Source organism: Streptomyces hygroscopicus subsp. hygroscopicus (assembly GCF_030269125.1).
GTDB lineage: Bacteria > Actinomycetota > Actinomycetes > Streptomycetales > Streptomycetaceae > Streptomyces > Streptomyces hygroscopicus_C.
The window spans coordinates 307483-322571 of the sequence record NZ_BSSM01000007.1 but is presented as its reverse complement, the minus strand read 5'-3'; the positions used below and the strand labels follow the sequence as shown (position 1 = coordinate 322571).

Genomic DNA, 15089 nt, shown 5'->3' with positions numbered 1-15089 from the left:
GCTCAGCTGACGTTGAGCGCGGCGTCGTCGAGAACGAACGACGTCTGGTACTTGGAGCCCTCGGTGCCGGTGAACTTCAGGGTGATGGTCTGCCCCGCGTAGCTGCTGAGGTCGAAGCTGCGCTGGGTGTACCCGGAGGCGGCGTTGAGGTTCGAGTACGTCGCCAGGGTGCCGAGGACCGTGCCGGAGCTGTTCAGCACCTGCACCTTGAGGGTGTCGTAGGCGGTGCTGGTCGAGGTCTCGGCCGTGTCGACGTGCAGGTAGAAGCTGAGCTTGGCCGAGGTGCAGCCCGTCGGGACGGTCACCGACTGGGACAGCGTGTCGGTGGTGGCGGTGCCGTAGCCGTCGAGCCAGGCGTAGTAGGAGCCCGAATGGGCCGCCTCGCTGGTGGAGTTGGTGATGACGCCGCTGGTGCCGCCCCAGACGGTGCTGCCCGACTCGAAGCCGTTGTTGCCGAGGAGCTGGGCCGCCGTGCAGGTGCCGGTGCCGCCACCGCCGGTGCCGCCGCCCCCGCTGGTGGTGCCGTCACCGGCGAGCCACGCGGTGGCGTTCAGGGCGAGCGGCGCGTTGGTGGCGCCGGTGTCGTTCCAGCCGTCGTACAGGGTGTTGCCGGAGCTGCCGGTGCCGTCGTCGATCGGGGAGCTGTCACCCCAGAACGCGACGCGGCCGCTGCCGAAGGTGCTGGTCAGGAAGAAGGCACCGGTGTTCCCGGAGTAACCGGTGCGGTAGACCAGGCCCTTGACGGAGGAGTTGTCGGAGGGCTTGAGGGTGGCGGTCGTACCGTTGGCGATCAGGCTCTTGGTGACCTTGCCGAAGGACCCGTTCAGCACCGGGTCGGTGCTGTCGCTGATCGCCGCCGGGTAGTCGGAGGTGATGTTGAGCGAGTCGATCGAGAAGCCGAACGGGTCGGTGTTGTCGACACCGTTGTTCGTCATCAGGTCGTTCAGGATCTCGACCGCGTCGTAGCCGTCGTTGTTCCGGTCGGCACCGGTGTGGTCGGAGATCATGAACAGACCGCCGCCGTTCTTCACGAAGTTCATGATCGCCGTCTTCTCGGCGGTCGTGAACAGCGTGTTGGGCTCCGGCAGGACCAGCGTGTCGAAGTTCGACAGGTCCTGCGCGGACGAGCCGCCGTAGGTGAGGCTCTGGCCCGAGGGCAGCGTCTTCAGGCTGTAGCTGCCGGTCTTCTGCAGCGCCACACCCCAGGAGGACAGCGCGCCCGTCCAGTCCGTCTCGGCCGACGGGGAGGGGTTCTGGGCGAGCGGATCGGGCTGGCTGGTGGAGATGACCCAGTCGGCGTTGCCGGCCGTCTCGGCGTGTGCGTTGTCGAACAGGACGCGGTGAGTGGTCGCCGCCTGTGCGGGGGCGCTCGCACCGACCTGGACGGCGGCTCCCGTGAGGAGCATGCCGAAACCGGCGAGTGCGGTGGTGAGTCTGCGTCGGGATCTCATCGATCCGAGCATCCGACGAACCTCCGTTGTGGGGTGTGGGGAGAACAGTTACGGCGCCAAATCTGCGCGCGTAGAACGTGCTTGAGGGTTCTACACGCGTCGATGGCTTGAAAGGTACATGGCATGAAGGGCCGATGAACAGAAAGTCCCGGCAATAAACGGAGCGGAGTGACTCCGCTCACAGGGGGCAGACGCCAGGGACGGGACAGGTATGCGGAGGGGTGAAGATGGAGATCTCGGGCCTCGTCAGCGCCGTTGTCATCGGCCTCGTCATCGGTGTGCTGGGCCGACTGGTCGTGCCGGGGCGCCAGCACATCGGGATTCTATGGACCATCGTCGTCGGCATCGTGGCCGCGCTGATCGGCTCCGCGATCGCCGCGAGGCTCGGGGTCGCGGACACCAAGGGGCCCGACTGGATCGAGTGGCTCGTCCAGATCGCCCTGGCGGCGGTGGGGATCAGCGCACTCGACCGGGCCGTGTCGCGTCGTTGACGGTGCGTCAGTTCTCTTTGATCTCGTACAGGTACGGCGTCGTGACGGTCATCGGGAGGAAGCCCAGGCGTTCCAGGACGGGGCGGCTCGTGGGCAACGCGTCGACCTGGAGGTAGCGGAAGCCGCGGGCGGCGGCGACGCGGGCGCGATGGGCCACGAGGGCGCGGTACAGGCCCCGGCCCCGCCACCCCTCGACGGTGCCGCCGCCCCACAGACCGGCGAACGGGGTGCCGGACACGAGTTCCATCCGGGCCGCGCTGACGGGTTCGGACCCGGCCAGCGCGACGACGGCGACCACCGTGCCGGGATCGGCGGCAAGTCGGGCGCGCAGTCGGTGGCGCAGGTGGGAGCCGTCGGTGCCGAAGGCCCTCTCGTGCGTGTCGACGACGAGGTCGACCCCGGCCGCGTCGGTGGCCTCCATCAGCCGGACTCCTTCGGGGAGCCGGGCGTCCAGGTCGAGCCGGTCGATCTCGCCGATCATCAGTGTCTCGGCCGGCTCGGCCCGGAACCCGGCCGCGAGGAGCCGGGCGCCGAGGGCGGGGGGCCGGTCGTGGCTGTGGTGCTTCCACTCGAAGTCGGTGCCGAGGGCGGTGAAGTGGGCGATCTGCTCCTGGATCGCCGCGTCCGCGTCCGCGGCGTCCAGACCGGACCAGAGCACCCCGTTCCAGCCGTGCGGGGGCGCGGTCTGCCGTACCACCGCCCCGACGCGCTCGACACGGGCGCCGGGGCCGTCGGGTGCGGCGTGCTCGCGCAGGTCACGGTCGTACAGGGCGAGGATCTCGTTCTTCTCCATGGCGGCCCACCCGATCACGTGAGACCGGGGGCGGCAACGGAATTGCGCGGTCAGCCCAGTTCGAGGGTGGTGACGCCGAAGACGCGGTCCTGGGCGTACGCGCGGACCGGGCCGGTGTACATGCGGGCCGTCTCGAAGGAGGGGGCGAGACCGGCGGCCTCAACGAGGGCGGTGCCGGCGGCGTTGGGTTCGGGCACGTCGATGGCGAGTTCACGGCCGGCGGCCTGGCCGGCCAGCGCGGCGAACAGGGCGCGGGCGTCCTCCGCGGTGTCCGCGAAGAGCGGGCCGATCCGCAGGCTGTCGCGGCCGGGGCGGATGACACCGTACCCGGTGAGGCGGCCGTCCTCGTGGCGTACGACGGTGCGGTGGCCCGGGGCGGTGAGCCACTCGGCGAGGAAGCGGGGGCGGTCGGCGGGGTGGCAGGCGCTGTCGTAGGCGGTGATCGCGGCGAGGTCGGCGGGGCCGGCCGGGCGGGTCCCCCCGGGGGTCTCCGCCTCGGGGGCGGTGCCGGTGAACCGGATGGTGCGGTAGGCCGAACGGAAGCCGGACTGGCGGTAGTTGTCCTGCTGGGCGACGACTCCGTCGAGGCCGACGGTGCGGGTTCCGGCGTGGGCCAGGGCGGTCTTCCAGGTGGTGAGGCCGTGGCCGTGGCCGCGCAGGTCGGGGCGGACGAGGTAACAGCCGAGGAAGGCGTAGTCCGCGCCGTGGTTGACGACGGAGATGGCCGAGACCGGTTCCCCGTCGATCCGGCCGAGGAAGAAGCCCTCGGGGTCCTGGGCGAAGAACGCGGGCCCGTCGGACAGCCCGGGGTTCCAGCCCTCCGCCGCCGCCCACCCGCTGATCACCGGCCAGTCGGCGAGACCGGCCCGGGTGACGACGAGGTCGTGGGGGGCGGGAGAAGTCATCGGTGCGCTCCGTTGCGTCGGGGGCCGGCCGCCGTGCGCACGGCCCGTGTCGGCAGCATCCTCGCGGATCAACGGCCTTTGTGCCACGGGAGGATCAGCCGACCGGCACCGGCCGCGGGTGTGCAGCGCACGGGCGAGCGGGACGGCCGAGGCGACGACGAAGAGGACGAAGAGGGCGAAGAGGGTGATGGGGAGCATCCCCACCGGGCGCAGCAGGCGGGACCGGTCGGCCTGCAGCCAGGCCCAGTTCGCGCACCAGTTGCCGAGCGCGTCCGCCGTCATCACGAGCGCCGCGAGCGGGACGCCCGCCGGGCGTACGTACAGCGGCAGGATCGCGACCAGGGGATCGAGGACGGTCAGCGCGCTGACGAACACCTGGAGCGGGGGTGCGAAGGCGGAGTAGGCGTGCCGTCCGTGCCGCGCGAGGTCGCCGGCGTGCGAGGCGGTGCCCTCGACGAAGCCTCCGATGGAGACGGCGAGGAGTCCCTGGTCCCAGGGGGGCAGTGCGCGCCACCGCCGCCGGATGCGGTCCGTCACCGGGCCACTGTGCTTCCCGCTCCCGCGAGGGTGTTGGGGCGCCGCCGTGCGGTGCGGATCGCCCCCGTCGGCCGGGCGTTCGGATCCGCTGGGCGGGGCGGTGGGGGCGCTGGGCGGGGCGGTCGGGCCGCCGCTGGGTGACTGCCGGACCGCAGCCGGACAGGCGCTCGGGCGACGGCCGCGCAGCCCCGAGTCCACAGCACCGAAGAGAGCCACCGCCAGCCGTACTCCCGATCCACCCAGCAGGGCAATCCGGCCACCCCTGGGTAACCGCCGAACCGCAGCCGGACAGGCGCTCGGGCAACGGCCGCGCAGCCCCGAGTCCACAGCACCGAAGAGAGCCACCGCCAGCCGTACTCCCGATCCACCCAGCAGGGCAATCCGGCCACCGCTAGGTAACTGCCGGACCACGGCCGGACAGGCGCTCGGGCGACGGCCGCGTGGCGCCGAGCCCGCAGGGCGGGCCGCCGCCAGCCGGATTCCGGTCCGCTGGGCGGGGCGGTCGAGCCGCCGCTGGGCAGGGTTCGGAGCCGCCCCCGGGCGGGCGTTCGGGGGGCACTGCGCGGGTGCTCGGGCCGCTGCCGGGCGGGCGTTCGGGCGTCGCCACGCCCTGGTCCCCGCTGTCGCGTCCGCAGTCCAGAGCGGCCAGGGCACGCTCGGGCCACGGCTGGGTGGGGCTCGGCCCGCGGAGCCGGGCGGTCGAGCCGCCGCTGGGCAGGGTTCGGAGCCGCAAAGCCGGACGGTCAAGCCACCACGAGAGCGTTTTCGAGTCCGCAGAGCCGGCAGCCGAGAGGCCACTGGGGCGTTCAGGGCAGCGCCGATGGGCACAGAGGGCCGCGGCCGGACGGACGCTCGGCCGCCGTCGCGCGCTGCGCGGGGGGGGGCGGGTACGCGGAGCCGGGGAGGGCGGGCCGCCGCTGGGCGGGGGGCGTCGCGAGGCTCCACCGGGCCGGCGTCCGTCGACAGCTGGACGGTGGGGGCCCGGTGGCCGGTGGAGGCCTGGACACGGTTGGGGGGTCAGTACGTGCGGGTCGGGCGGAAGCGGCGGTAGAGGATGCTGCCCGTGAGCAGCAGCGCCGCGCTGCCGACCGCCGCGGGGGCGGTCAGGTCGGTGCCGGTGTGGGCCAGGGAGGCACCGACCGGCTCGGGGGCGGGGCGCGGGGTGTGCGGCGCGGCCGGGTGGGCCTTGACCGGCGTCGGCGGCTGCGGGGCGGGCGCGACGGGGTGGCTCGGGATCCCGCCTCCGTTGACGGAGGTGTTGCCCGTGACCGGGTTGCCCACGCCCACCACGTCGACGCTGTTGCCGCTGATGTTCACCGGCAGGTCGACGGGGAGCTGGACGGCGTTGCCCGAGATCACCCCCGGGGAGTGCTGGGCGCCGCCGTGGGCCGTGGCCCCGCCGGAGGAGGCCGCTCCGCCTCCTCCGGCGCCCGCCCCGTTCCCGCAGGCGTTGCCCGCGGCCGGGTTGAGCAGGCCGACCACGTCGACCGTGTTGCCGCACACGTTCACCGGGACGTCCACCGGCAGTTGGATGCCGTTGCCGGAGATCAGTCCGGGCGAGCCGGCCGCGACGCCGTCGGCACTCGCGCCGTCGGCCGCGAACGCGGCGGACACCGGCCACGCCAGGGCCATCGCGCCGGAGGCGGCGACGGCCGCGATCACACCGTTTCGGGTAGCCCGTCTCATTGGTTCCCTGCCTTCCAGACAAGTTCGCGGGCACTCACCCGCATCCCGTAAAACGCGGGCGAACCATCAGAGTTATGGCCTATCCGGCTTTCACCCCATCGAGTGGCAGGGGCGATGAACAGCTTGTAAGGATGACGAATGATCGCCAAGCGGGCGCGGAATATACGGCACCTCAGGGGGTTCCGCTCGCCCGGAGGCGGGCCGCACGGGGCCCACTTATGGTGAGCGGAAGGGCGCCGTCCCGGTCCGCTGCGGGCGCCCCGGGAGGCGATCGATGCTGGCCAAGCTGTGCACGCGGTCCGCGGTGCGGCGCTGTGCGGGTACCGGAGTCCTCGCCCTGGCGCTGCTCGGCTCCGCGCTGCCGGTGCGCGGGGCCGCGGCGGCCTCCTCCGCACCGGCCGGCCCCGACCTGTCCCGGTTCTACCGGCAGGAGGTGGCCTGGGGCGCCTGCGCGGGACCGGGCACGCCGAAGGGACTCCAGTGCGGCAAGGTGACGGTCCCGCTCGACTACGCCCGCCCCGCCACCGGCACCCTCGACCTCGCGCTGGCCCGCATCCGCGGCACCGGCGGGTCCCATCAGTCGGTGCTGCTGAACTTCGGCGGCCCCGGCGGCGCGGGCGTCAGCGAACTGACGTACGACGCGGCGCAGTTCGTCGGGCTGGCCAACGGCTACGACGTGGTCACCTTCGACCCGCGCGGCGTCGGCCGCTCCTCCCCCGTCAGCTGCGGCGGCGGTGGCGACCAGGCCGCGGCCGTCACCGGCGCGGACGCCGACCTCGGCCATCCCCAGGCCCTGCTGCGGCAGTTGAAGCGGAGCGCCGACGCGTGCGCGCGCAGCTCCGGTGACGTGCTGCCGTACGTGGGGACCGTGAACGCGGCCCGGGACCTGGACGTGATCCGCCAGGCCCTCGGCGACGAGAAGCTCAACTACCTCGGTTTCTCCTACGGGACGCGGCTCGGGGCGGTGTACGCGGCGCAGTTCCCGCACCGCGTCGGCCGGATGGCGCTGGACGGCGTGGACACCCTGACCGAGTCGCTCGCCGAGCAGGGGATCGCGGGCGCGCGGGGTCAGCAGACCGCGCTGGACGACTTCCTGGACTGGTGTGTGACGGGGGCCGGCTGCCCGTTCGGGCAGGACCGGAGCACGGCCGGCGAGGCGGTGGTCGGCCTGGTGCGCGCGCTGGATCGGCGGCCGGTCACGACGGAGGGCGGGGATCCCTTCTCCGGGCAGGACCTGGTGGCCGCCATCGTGCAGGCCCTCTACAGCAGGGACTTGTGGCCGTCGCTGGAACGGGCGCTGGGCCGGCTGGCGCAGGACGGCGATCCGCGGGGCGTCATGGGCTTCGCCGCCGGGGGTGCCGGGCCGACCCGCGTCCGGCGCGCCGCCGGGCACAGCGGCCTGGTGGACCCCCAGGACATCCCGGCCGACAACCTCCAGGCCGCCCTGCTGGCCATCAACTGCGCGGACGACCCCGACCGGCCCTCCGCCGCCCGGATCACCGAGGACCTGGGGCGGCTGCGAGCCGCGTACGACCAGGCGTCCCCGGTCTTCGGCCGCTACCGGCTCACCCAGGTGCTGATGTGCTACGGCCGCCCCAGGGGCACCGATTTCATCCGCACCCGGGTGAAGGACGTCGACACCGCCCGGATGCTGCTCGTGGGCACCCGCGGCGACCCCGCGACGCCGTACCCGTGGGCGGTGCAGACCGCGGAGCGGCTCGGCCCGTCGGCGGTCGTGCTCGACAACAAGGGCGACGGGCACACCGGGTACGGCTCCTCCGTGTGTGTGCACCGCCTGGTGGACGAGTTCCTGCTCAACGGCTCCCTGCCCGCGAACGGCAGCTCCTGCCCGGCGGACGGGAAGGAGTGGAGCGCCATCCCGAACCGCATCGACTGAGACCCCGGACCACATCGACCGACGTAGGGACCGGCCGCCGGCAGGCGTCCGTGACCGTGACGGAGGGACACCATCATGCGCATCCGCGCCGCCATCGCCGTACCCGCCGCCTCGGCCGCCGTAGCGGCCCTCCTGCTGTCCGCGCCGCCCGGACAGGCGGTTCCCGAGGCCCCACCGGCGGCCCCCTGTGTCCAGGGTGAGCTGAGGCTCCACGCGGCCACCGTGCCGAACCGGCCCACGGTGGTGCGGGTCAGCGTCACCAACGTCAGCGGGCGGCCCTGTGCCATCGCCCGGGTGCCGTTGGTGACCTTCGGCGGCCTGGACGGGGCGGCCCTGCCGGTACCGGAGAACGGCACGGGCCGGCTGCGGCTCGCGGCGGGTGCGACCGCGCATGCCGATGTGCGCACCATCGTCCGCCCGTCGGACCCGCAGGCCCGCCGGGCGGTCTCGGTCACCGTCGGCGACTGGGCGGGCCGCTGGGGCCGGGTCTTCTCCCCCGCGCGGCTCGGCACCGGTGCCCGGGTGTCGGTGTGGGAGCCGGTGACGACGTGGTGGCAGCCCTCGGCGGCGGCCGCGGACCGGGCGCTGGGACTGCGCGCGGGAGCCCGGCCGACGCCGACCCCGACGCCGACCCCGACCCCGACCCCGACCCCGAAGCCGACGCCGACGCCGACGCCGACGCCGACCAGGCAGAGTCCGAGCCCGGCCACACCGACCCCGGCCGCCCCGACGAGCCCGACCCCGGCCACGCCGTCCGCCCCGAGCCCGACCGGTCCGGCCCCGACGGCCCCGAGCCCGGCCGGAGGGACCCGGTCGCCGGGCTGAGCGCTCAGCCGAGGACGAGTTCGGGCGAGTACAGGTCCAGCCACTGCGCGAGGTCCAGGGTGCGTTCCAGGCCGCGCCGTGCCGCCTGGCCGCTGATCGGCGCCTCGCGTTCGGCGGCCCGCCGCACGCGGTCCCGGTCCACCAGGTCGAAGACGCGGTGCGAGGGCCGGGCGAGCAGGTCCTTGGCCTGTTCCTGGAGGGCGGTGGCGTACCGCGGGTCCTGCGTGGACGGATAGGGGCTCTTGACCCTGTCGTACACGGACCGCGGCAGGACGTCCCTGGCGGCCTCGCGCAGCAGGCTCTTCTCCCGGCCGTCGAAGGACTTCAGGGACCAGGGGGTGTTGTACACGTACTCGACCAGGCGGTGGTCGCAGAACGGCACCCGCACCTCCAGGCCGGTGGCCATGCTCATCCGGTCCTTGCGGTCGAGCAGGATGCGCACGAACCGGGTCAGGTGCAGATGGCAGATCTGCCGCATCCGGTACTCGAAGTCGCTTTCGCCCGCGAGGCGTTCGATGCCCGCGACGGCCGTGCGGTAGCTGTCGGCGATGTACCCGTCCAGATCGAGGTTCTTCACCAGGTCGGGGCGCAGGACGTCGCTGTCGTCGCCGAAGTGGCGGCCGAAGCTCACCAGCCAGGGGAAGGTGTCCGCGCCGCGTGCCTCCTCGTCGAAGAACTGGCGGTAGCCGCCGAAGACCTCGTCCGCGGACTCGCCGGACAGGGCCACCGTCGACTTCTGCCGGATGGCGCGGAAGAGCAGCAGCAGCGACGCGTCCATGTCGCCGAAGCCGGTCGGCAGGTCGCGGGCCCGGATGACGTGCTCGCGCACGGCGGGGTCCGCGAGGGACCGGGCGTCGAGCACGATGTCCTGGTGGTCGGTGCCGGCGAGCCGGGCGACGTCGTGCACGAAGGGGGTGTCGGGGGTGCCGCGCAGCTCGTCGGCGACGAAGTTCTCGGTCTGGCCGGCGAAGTCGACGGCGAAGGAGCGCACCGTCTCGTCCTGTTCGGCGAGTTGGCGGGCGGCGATCGCGGTCATGGCGGAGGAGTCGAGGCCGCCGGAGAGCAGGGTGCAGCGGGGCACGTCCGCGACGAGCTGGCGGCGCACGATGTCGTCGAGGAGGGTGCGCACGGTGGCGATGGTGGTGTCGCGGTCGTCCTCGTGCGGGCGGGTCCGAAGGCGCCAGTAGGCGCGGGTGGACAGGCCGGTGCGCTCGACGGTGACGACGGTGCCGGGCTCGACCTCGCGCATGCCGTCCCAGACGGCGTGTCCGGGGGTCTTGATCATCACGAGCAGTTCGCGCAGGCCGTCGAGGGTCACGCGGGAGCGGGCCAGCGGGTTGGCGAGGATCGCCTTGGGCTCGGAGCCGAACAGGACGCCGTCGGGCGTGCGGTGGTAGTAGAACGGCTTGATCCCCATGCGGTCGCGGATCATCACGAGCTTGTCGTGGCGGCCGTCCCAGACGGCGAACGCGTACATGCCGTTGAGGCGTTCGGCGACCGTGTCGCCCCACTCGACGTAGGCGTGCAGGACCACCTCGGTGTCGGAGTCGGTGGTGAACCGGTGGCCGCGGCCGGTCAGTTCGCGGCGCAGCTCGGTGAAGTTGTACGTCTCCCCGGAGTAGACCAGCGCGACGGTGCCCTCGGGGGTGTCGAGGGACATCGGCTGGCGGCCGCCGGGCAGGTCGATGATGGCCAGCCGGCGGTGTCCCAGGGCGGCCGGGCCCTCCGCCCAGGTGCCGCAGTCGTCCGGGCCGCGGCAGGCCATCGTCTCGGTCATCGCATGCAATGTGGTGGCCTCGGCGGTCAGGTCACGGTCGTAGGAGACCCATCCGGTGATGCCGCACATGCGCTGCCTCCTGCCTTCGGCCGGCTGCCGCTTCCCGCTCCCACCTTGGCTTTCGCGAGGAGCGCGGACCGGCCGACGAATCAGTTGTATCGAGCACCTATATGACGAGCGTCCGTCAGGACCCGGCGCCGGTCAACGCGGCCGTAACACACCCGCAACCGGCCGCCCGATGCTTTCGGCCGCGTTTTGCCTCCGCGAAATGCAGGAACCACGACGCCGGCACGCCTGAGGCGTCAGGAACAGGCCACGGGCAAAAACCTCCCCAAGCGGTGTTCGCCGTGCGGCTTCGCGGTCAGGAACCGCCCCGGCGGCCCGGCGGCCCGGCCACCGGGGCGGCGCGGGCGGGTGCCGTCGGGCGAGCGCACGTCCCGGATACCCCGAATGCCGTACTTGTGAATCAGCCCTATGGTGCTGTCATGGAGCACGCACTGAGTCCCGCAACCCTTGCCGAACTGCGGCGTCCGCGGCCCTATCCGGCGGTGTCCGTGCTGACCCCGACGCACCGCCGCGGATCGGGCAACGAGCAGGATCCCGTCCGGCTGCGCAATGTGCTGGCCGAGGCCAGGAAGCGTCTGGAGGCCGACCCGGCCGTGACCCGTGAGCGGCGCGCGGACGTCGACGCCCAGCTCGACCGGGCGCTCGCCGAGGTGGATCTCGCCCATGCCGAGGACGGCCTGGTGATCTTCGCGGCGCCCGGCGAGCACCAGGTCTGGTCGCTGGCCCGCAGCGTCCCCGAGCGCGTGGTGCTCGCGGACACCTTCCTCACCCGCAACCTGGTCGCCGCGCAGGCCGCCGAGCGGCCCTTCTGGGTGCTGTCGGTCTCGGCCGAGAGGGTCACCCTGTGGAGCGGCGGCGTCGACCGGGTGGTGGAGGACCACGCCGGGGGCTTCCCGCTGATCCGCAACCGGCCGAACTTCGACGCCGAGCGGCAGATGCGCGTCGGTGACTCCCCGAGCACCTTCCGCGACGAGGGCACCCGCCGGTTCCTGCGCGAGGCGGACACCGCGATGGCCGCGGTCCTGCGCGACCAGCCCCGCCCGCTGTACGTCACCGGCGAACAGGCCGCGCTCTCCCTCATGGACGAGGCCGGCGGTGTGACCAGGGGCGCGGTGCACGTGGGGCACGGCGGGCTCGCGAACTCCGGTCCCGAGGCGGTGTGGCAGGCGATCAAGCCGGTGCTGGAGGCGGAGGCGTCGAAGGACACCGGCTCCGTGGTCGAGGAGCTGACCTCGGCGCGCGGCCGCAAGACCTTCGCGGCGGGCCTGGACGAGCTGTGGCAGAGCGCCCGCGATGGCCGGGTTCGGCTGCTCGCCGTGGAGGAGGGATTCCAGGCGGTCGTCCGCGACGACGGCGACCACCTGGTACCGGCCGAGCCCGGCGATCTGGACGCCCGCAACGACATCGTGGACGAGATCGTGGAGCAGTGCCTGGAGACCGGCGCCGACGTCCGCTTCGTGCCCGACGGCACGCTGGGCGAGGAGGACGGGATCGCGGGGGTGCTGCGGTTCTGACCCGCCGCCCCCGAGGCCCGAGTGCGCGCTCCCCCGCCGACGTACGCTACGCGTGATCGTCCGACGTGAGGGAGCGCGCGCATGGGTGAGCTGCTGGGTGTGGCGGTGCTGGGGGCCGGGAGCATGGGGGCGGACCACATTCGGCGCCTGGACCGGGTGGTCGCCGGCGCCCGGGTCGCGGCCGTCGCCGACCCCGACGTCGAACGGGCGAAGGCCGCCGCCGCGGGCCTGCGCGGGGTCACCGTGCACACCGACCCCGAGGCCGCCCTCGACGCGCCCGGCGTGGACGCCGTACTGATCGCCTCCCCCGGGCCCGCGCACGAGGCCGCGCTGCTCGCCGCGTTCGCGCGCGGCCTCCCGGTGCTGTGCGAGAAGCCGATGGTGCCGGACTCCGCCGGGGCACTGCGCGTCATGGAGGCCGAGGCGCGGCTCGGCCGGCGGCTCGCGCAGATCGGGTTCATGCGCCGGTACGACGCCGAGTACCTGCGTCTGAAGGCCCTGCTGGACGGGGGCGGCCTGGGCAGGCCGCTGATGCTGCACTGCGTCCACCGCAACGTCTCCTCGCCGCCCGGCTTCTCCAGCGCCCAGCTGATCGACAGTTCGGTCTCGCACGAGATCGACGCGGCCCGCTGGCTGCTGGGCCAGGAGCTGACGGCGGTGACCGTGCGGTGCCCGGTGTCCTCCGCGGGTGCGCCCGAGGGGCTGGTCGATCCGCAGTTCGTGCTGTTCGAGACCGAGCGGGGCGCGCTGGTGGACGTCGAGGTGTTCGTCAACTGCGGCTTCGGCTACCAGGTCCGCTGCGAGGCGGTGTGCGAGGCGGGCAGCGCACGGATCGGCGAGGAGCACGCCATGGTGGTCACCCGCGCCGGCGGCGCCGGCCGGGAGGTGCCGCCGGACTACCTCGTCCGCTTCGCCGACGCCTACGACCGCGAGGTACGGGACTGGGTGGACGCCACCCGGGCGGGCCGGGTGACCGGGCCCGGTGCCTGGGACGGCTACGCCGCCTCGGCCGTCGCCGAGGCGGGGGTCCGGGCGCTGGAGAGCGGCGGCCGGGTGGCCGTCGAACTCGCCCCGCGCCCGGACCTCTACGCGGGGGTCAGCCGCTGACGCTGGCGGCGCCCGTCTCCAGGTGCCCGGTGAACCGGCGCGACCAGGTCGCGTCGGAGTCCACGGTCACCGTGAAGTCGTACCAGCCGTTCTGGTAGGCGACGGCGTTGAAGAAGTCCTCCGTGGCGGCGCCGGCGGCGACGCTGTAGGTCCAGGGGCCGTCGCCGCGGTAGTGGTTGGAGGTGATGGTGAACCTCACGGCGGAGGAACCGGAGTTGGTCATCCTGAAGTAGATGGCGAGCTTGCCGGTGCCCGGCTCGACCGCGTAACGGGTGCTGACCTCGGCCGACTTGCCCGCCTTGGTGGCGTCGCCCTGGAAGCGGCGCAGGAAGCGGTTGGGGCCGACCATCGTCAGGTCGTACTTGCCGTCGCCGTAACCGGAGCCGATGTTGAAGTAGTCGGAGGCGGTGCCGCCCGCGTCCACCGTGTACTGCCAGGGCGTGGTGTCCCGGTAGGCGTTGGGGTGGATGGAGAAATGGGCCGCGCGGGAGGCGGGGGCGCCCTGGTTGGTCATGACGAACCAGGCGAGGATCTTGCCGCCCGAGCCGAACTCCAGGTGGTCCAGGTAGCCGCCGGGCTGGTACGGCAGCGCGCGGGCCGGGCGGGTGCCGGGCTCCTGGGCGGGCAACGCGTTGTCGGTCGGCACCGGGTTGGGCAGCGGGCCGCAGGTGTTGATGCCTATCACGGTGGTCGCGGGCAGGGAGACCGGGCCGTTGACCGGGTTGGCGAAGTCGAACACGCCGGTGAGGTCGCCGCTCACCTTGCGCCGCCAGTCGCTGATGTTGGGGCACTTCGCGGGCGTGCCGAGGGCGGCCGTCCAGGTTTCCAGGAAGCGCAGCACCGAGGTGTGCTCGAAGACCTCCGAGGAGACCCAGCCACCGCGGGTCCAGGGCGAGATGACGATCATCGGAACGCGGAAGCCGAAGCCGTAGGGCACTCCGTTGAGGAACTCGCCGGCCGTGCCGGAGGGCGGGCTCGGCGGGGGCACGTGGTCGAAGTAGCCGTCGTTCTCGTCGTAGTTGAGGAACATGACGGTGGAGTCGAAGACGTCCTCGTCGGCGGCGAGGGCCTGGTAGACCAGGTTGACGAAGTGGGCGCCGTCCCCGGGCGGGGCGTAGGGGTGCTCCGAGAAGGCCTGGTTGGCCACGACCCAGGAGACCTGCGGGAGGGTGCCCGCCTGCACGTCGGCCCTGATGGCGGCGGCGATGTCGTCCGGGGTGGAGCCGGTCACCCTCGGCACGGAGGACATGCCCCGGTCGTACAGCGGGTCGCCCGCCTTGGCGTTGGTGAAGTTGGTGAAGTAGGCGCAGGCGTTGTCACCGTAGTTGTCGGAGGCGTTCTGGTAGACCTTCCAGCTCACGCCGGCGGCCTGGAGCGCCTCGGCGTAGGTCTGCCAGGTGAGGCCGGACTCGTCGCCGCCGTCGTTGCTGGAGGAGTCGACCTTGCCGCTCCACAGGTAGGTGCGGTTGGGGCCGGTGGCGCTGAGCGTGGAGCAGAAGTAGGCGTCGCAGATGGTGTAGTTGTCGGCGAGCGCGTAGTGGAAGGGGATGTCGGAACGGTCCAGGTAGCCGAGGGAGCGGACGTTGCCGACGCCCAGGACCCAGTTGTCCATGCGGCCCTTGTTCCAGGCGGAGTGCTGCGAGGACCAGGAGTGCGGCAGGTCGCCGTTGCACTGTGCGAGGGTCTCGCCGTCCTTGCCCGACGCCGGCGGGGTGGCGCTGAGCTTCCAGGGGTACTGGCGGCTCAGCAGGTTCGGCTGGTTGAAGACGGAGTAGTTGCCGCTGAGGGTGATGCCGCTGCGGTCGTCGAAGCCGCGCACGCCCTTCAGGCGGCCGAAGTAGTGGTCGAAGCTGCGGTTCTCCTGCATCAGGATCACCACGTGCTTGACGTCCTTGATCGTGCCGGTCGCCGTGGTGGCGGCCTGCGCGGCGGTGCGGGTGCCGGCGCCAAGGGCCACTCCCGCCGCCACGGAAGCGCCCAGCCCCACGAATCCCCTTCGGCTGATCGGTGTCATTCGTCCGTCCTCGGTCACGGGAGTGC

At 72.9% G+C, this 15089-nt stretch carries 11 protein-coding genes; 5 read left to right on the top strand and 6 right to left on the bottom strand.

Features of this window, described 5'->3' with window-relative positions:
• Positions 1 to 2: 2 nt before the first annotated feature.
• A complete protein-coding gene (locus QSK45_RS18490; RefSeq protein ID WP_285558189.1) occupies positions 3 to 1463 on the bottom strand; it encodes a M6 family metallopeptidase in 1461 nt (486 codons plus the stop codon).
• A 215-nt stretch (positions 1464 to 1678) separates the two neighbouring features.
• Here QSK45_RS18490 and QSK45_RS18485 point away from each other — a divergent pair, with 215 nt between their 5' ends.
• On the top strand, positions 1679 to 1942 hold the full coding sequence (locus QSK45_RS18485) for a GlsB/YeaQ/YmgE family stress response membrane protein (protein ID WP_285558188.1): 264 nt from the start codon (positions 1679 to 1681) through the stop codon (positions 1940 to 1942).
• A gap of 7 nt (positions 1943 to 1949) precedes the next feature.
• Here the strand turns inward: QSK45_RS18485 and QSK45_RS18480 are convergent, their stop codons facing one another.
• The 3 genes from QSK45_RS18480 to QSK45_RS18470 form a co-directional block, all read right to left on the bottom strand.
• Complete coding sequence (locus tag QSK45_RS18480; RefSeq protein ID WP_285558187.1) at positions 1950 to 2735, bottom strand: GNAT family N-acetyltransferase; 786 nt, start codon at positions 2733 to 2735, stop codon at positions 1950 to 1952.
• Between the two features lie 50 nt (positions 2736 to 2785).
• The gene (locus QSK45_RS18475) at positions 2786 to 3640 is read right to left on the bottom strand and encodes a GNAT family N-acetyltransferase (protein ID WP_285558296.1); all 855 of its coding nucleotides are present in this window, start codon (positions 3638 to 3640) and stop codon (positions 2786 to 2788) included.
• 1554 nt (positions 3641 to 5194) lie between these two features.
• The gene (locus QSK45_RS18470; RefSeq protein WP_285558186.1) at positions 5195 to 5839 is read right to left on the bottom strand and encodes a chaplin; all 645 of its coding nucleotides are present in this window, start codon (positions 5837 to 5839) and stop codon (positions 5195 to 5197) included.
• 298 nt (positions 5840 to 6137) lie between these two features.
• On the opposite strand from QSK45_RS18470, the gene QSK45_RS18465 reads away from it, so the two are divergent.
• Positions 6138 to 7760 (top strand): alpha/beta hydrolase, encoded by a 1623-nt coding sequence (locus QSK45_RS18465; protein WP_285558184.1) that lies wholly within the window; start codon positions 6138 to 6140, stop codon positions 7758 to 7760.
• Between the two features lie 75 nt (positions 7761 to 7835).
• Positions 7836 to 8585 (top strand): DUF4232 domain-containing protein, encoded by a 750-nt coding sequence (locus QSK45_RS18460; RefSeq protein WP_285558182.1) that lies wholly within the window; start codon positions 7836 to 7838, stop codon positions 8583 to 8585.
• 4 nt (positions 8586 to 8589) lie between these two features.
• On the opposite strand, the gene asnB is transcribed toward QSK45_RS18460, so the two are convergent.
• Positions 8590 to 10431, bottom strand: a complete 1842-nt coding sequence (gene asnB / locus QSK45_RS18455; RefSeq protein WP_285558180.1) for an asparagine synthase (glutamine-hydrolyzing) — start codon at positions 10429 to 10431, stop codon at positions 8590 to 8592.
• 416 nt (positions 10432 to 10847) lie between these two features.
• On the opposite strand from asnB, the gene QSK45_RS18450 reads away from it, so the two are divergent.
• Together QSK45_RS18450 and QSK45_RS18445 are read left to right on the top strand one after the other, a co-directional pair.
• Positions 10848 to 11942 carry a baeRF3 domain-containing protein gene (locus QSK45_RS18450; RefSeq protein ID WP_285558178.1) on the top strand — a complete coding sequence of 365 codons (1095 nt, stop codon included), beginning with the start codon at positions 10848 to 10850 and terminating at the stop codon, positions 11940 to 11942.
• An 81-nt stretch (positions 11943 to 12023) separates the two neighbouring features.
• Positions 12024 to 13049: a Gfo/Idh/MocA family protein gene (locus QSK45_RS18445; RefSeq protein WP_285558176.1), complete on the top strand. Its 1026-nt coding sequence runs from the start codon at positions 12024 to 12026 to the stop codon at positions 13047 to 13049.
• On the opposite strand, the gene QSK45_RS18440 is transcribed toward QSK45_RS18445, so the two are convergent.
• Positions 13039 to 15063, bottom strand: coding sequence for a phosphocholine-specific phospholipase C (locus tag QSK45_RS18440; RefSeq protein ID WP_285558175.1), 2025 nt, complete (start codon positions 15061 to 15063; stop codon positions 13039 to 13041). The two genes, QSK45_RS18445 and QSK45_RS18440, sit on opposite strands and share 11 nt — an antisense overlap.
• Positions 15064 to 15089: the final 26 nt, after the last annotated feature.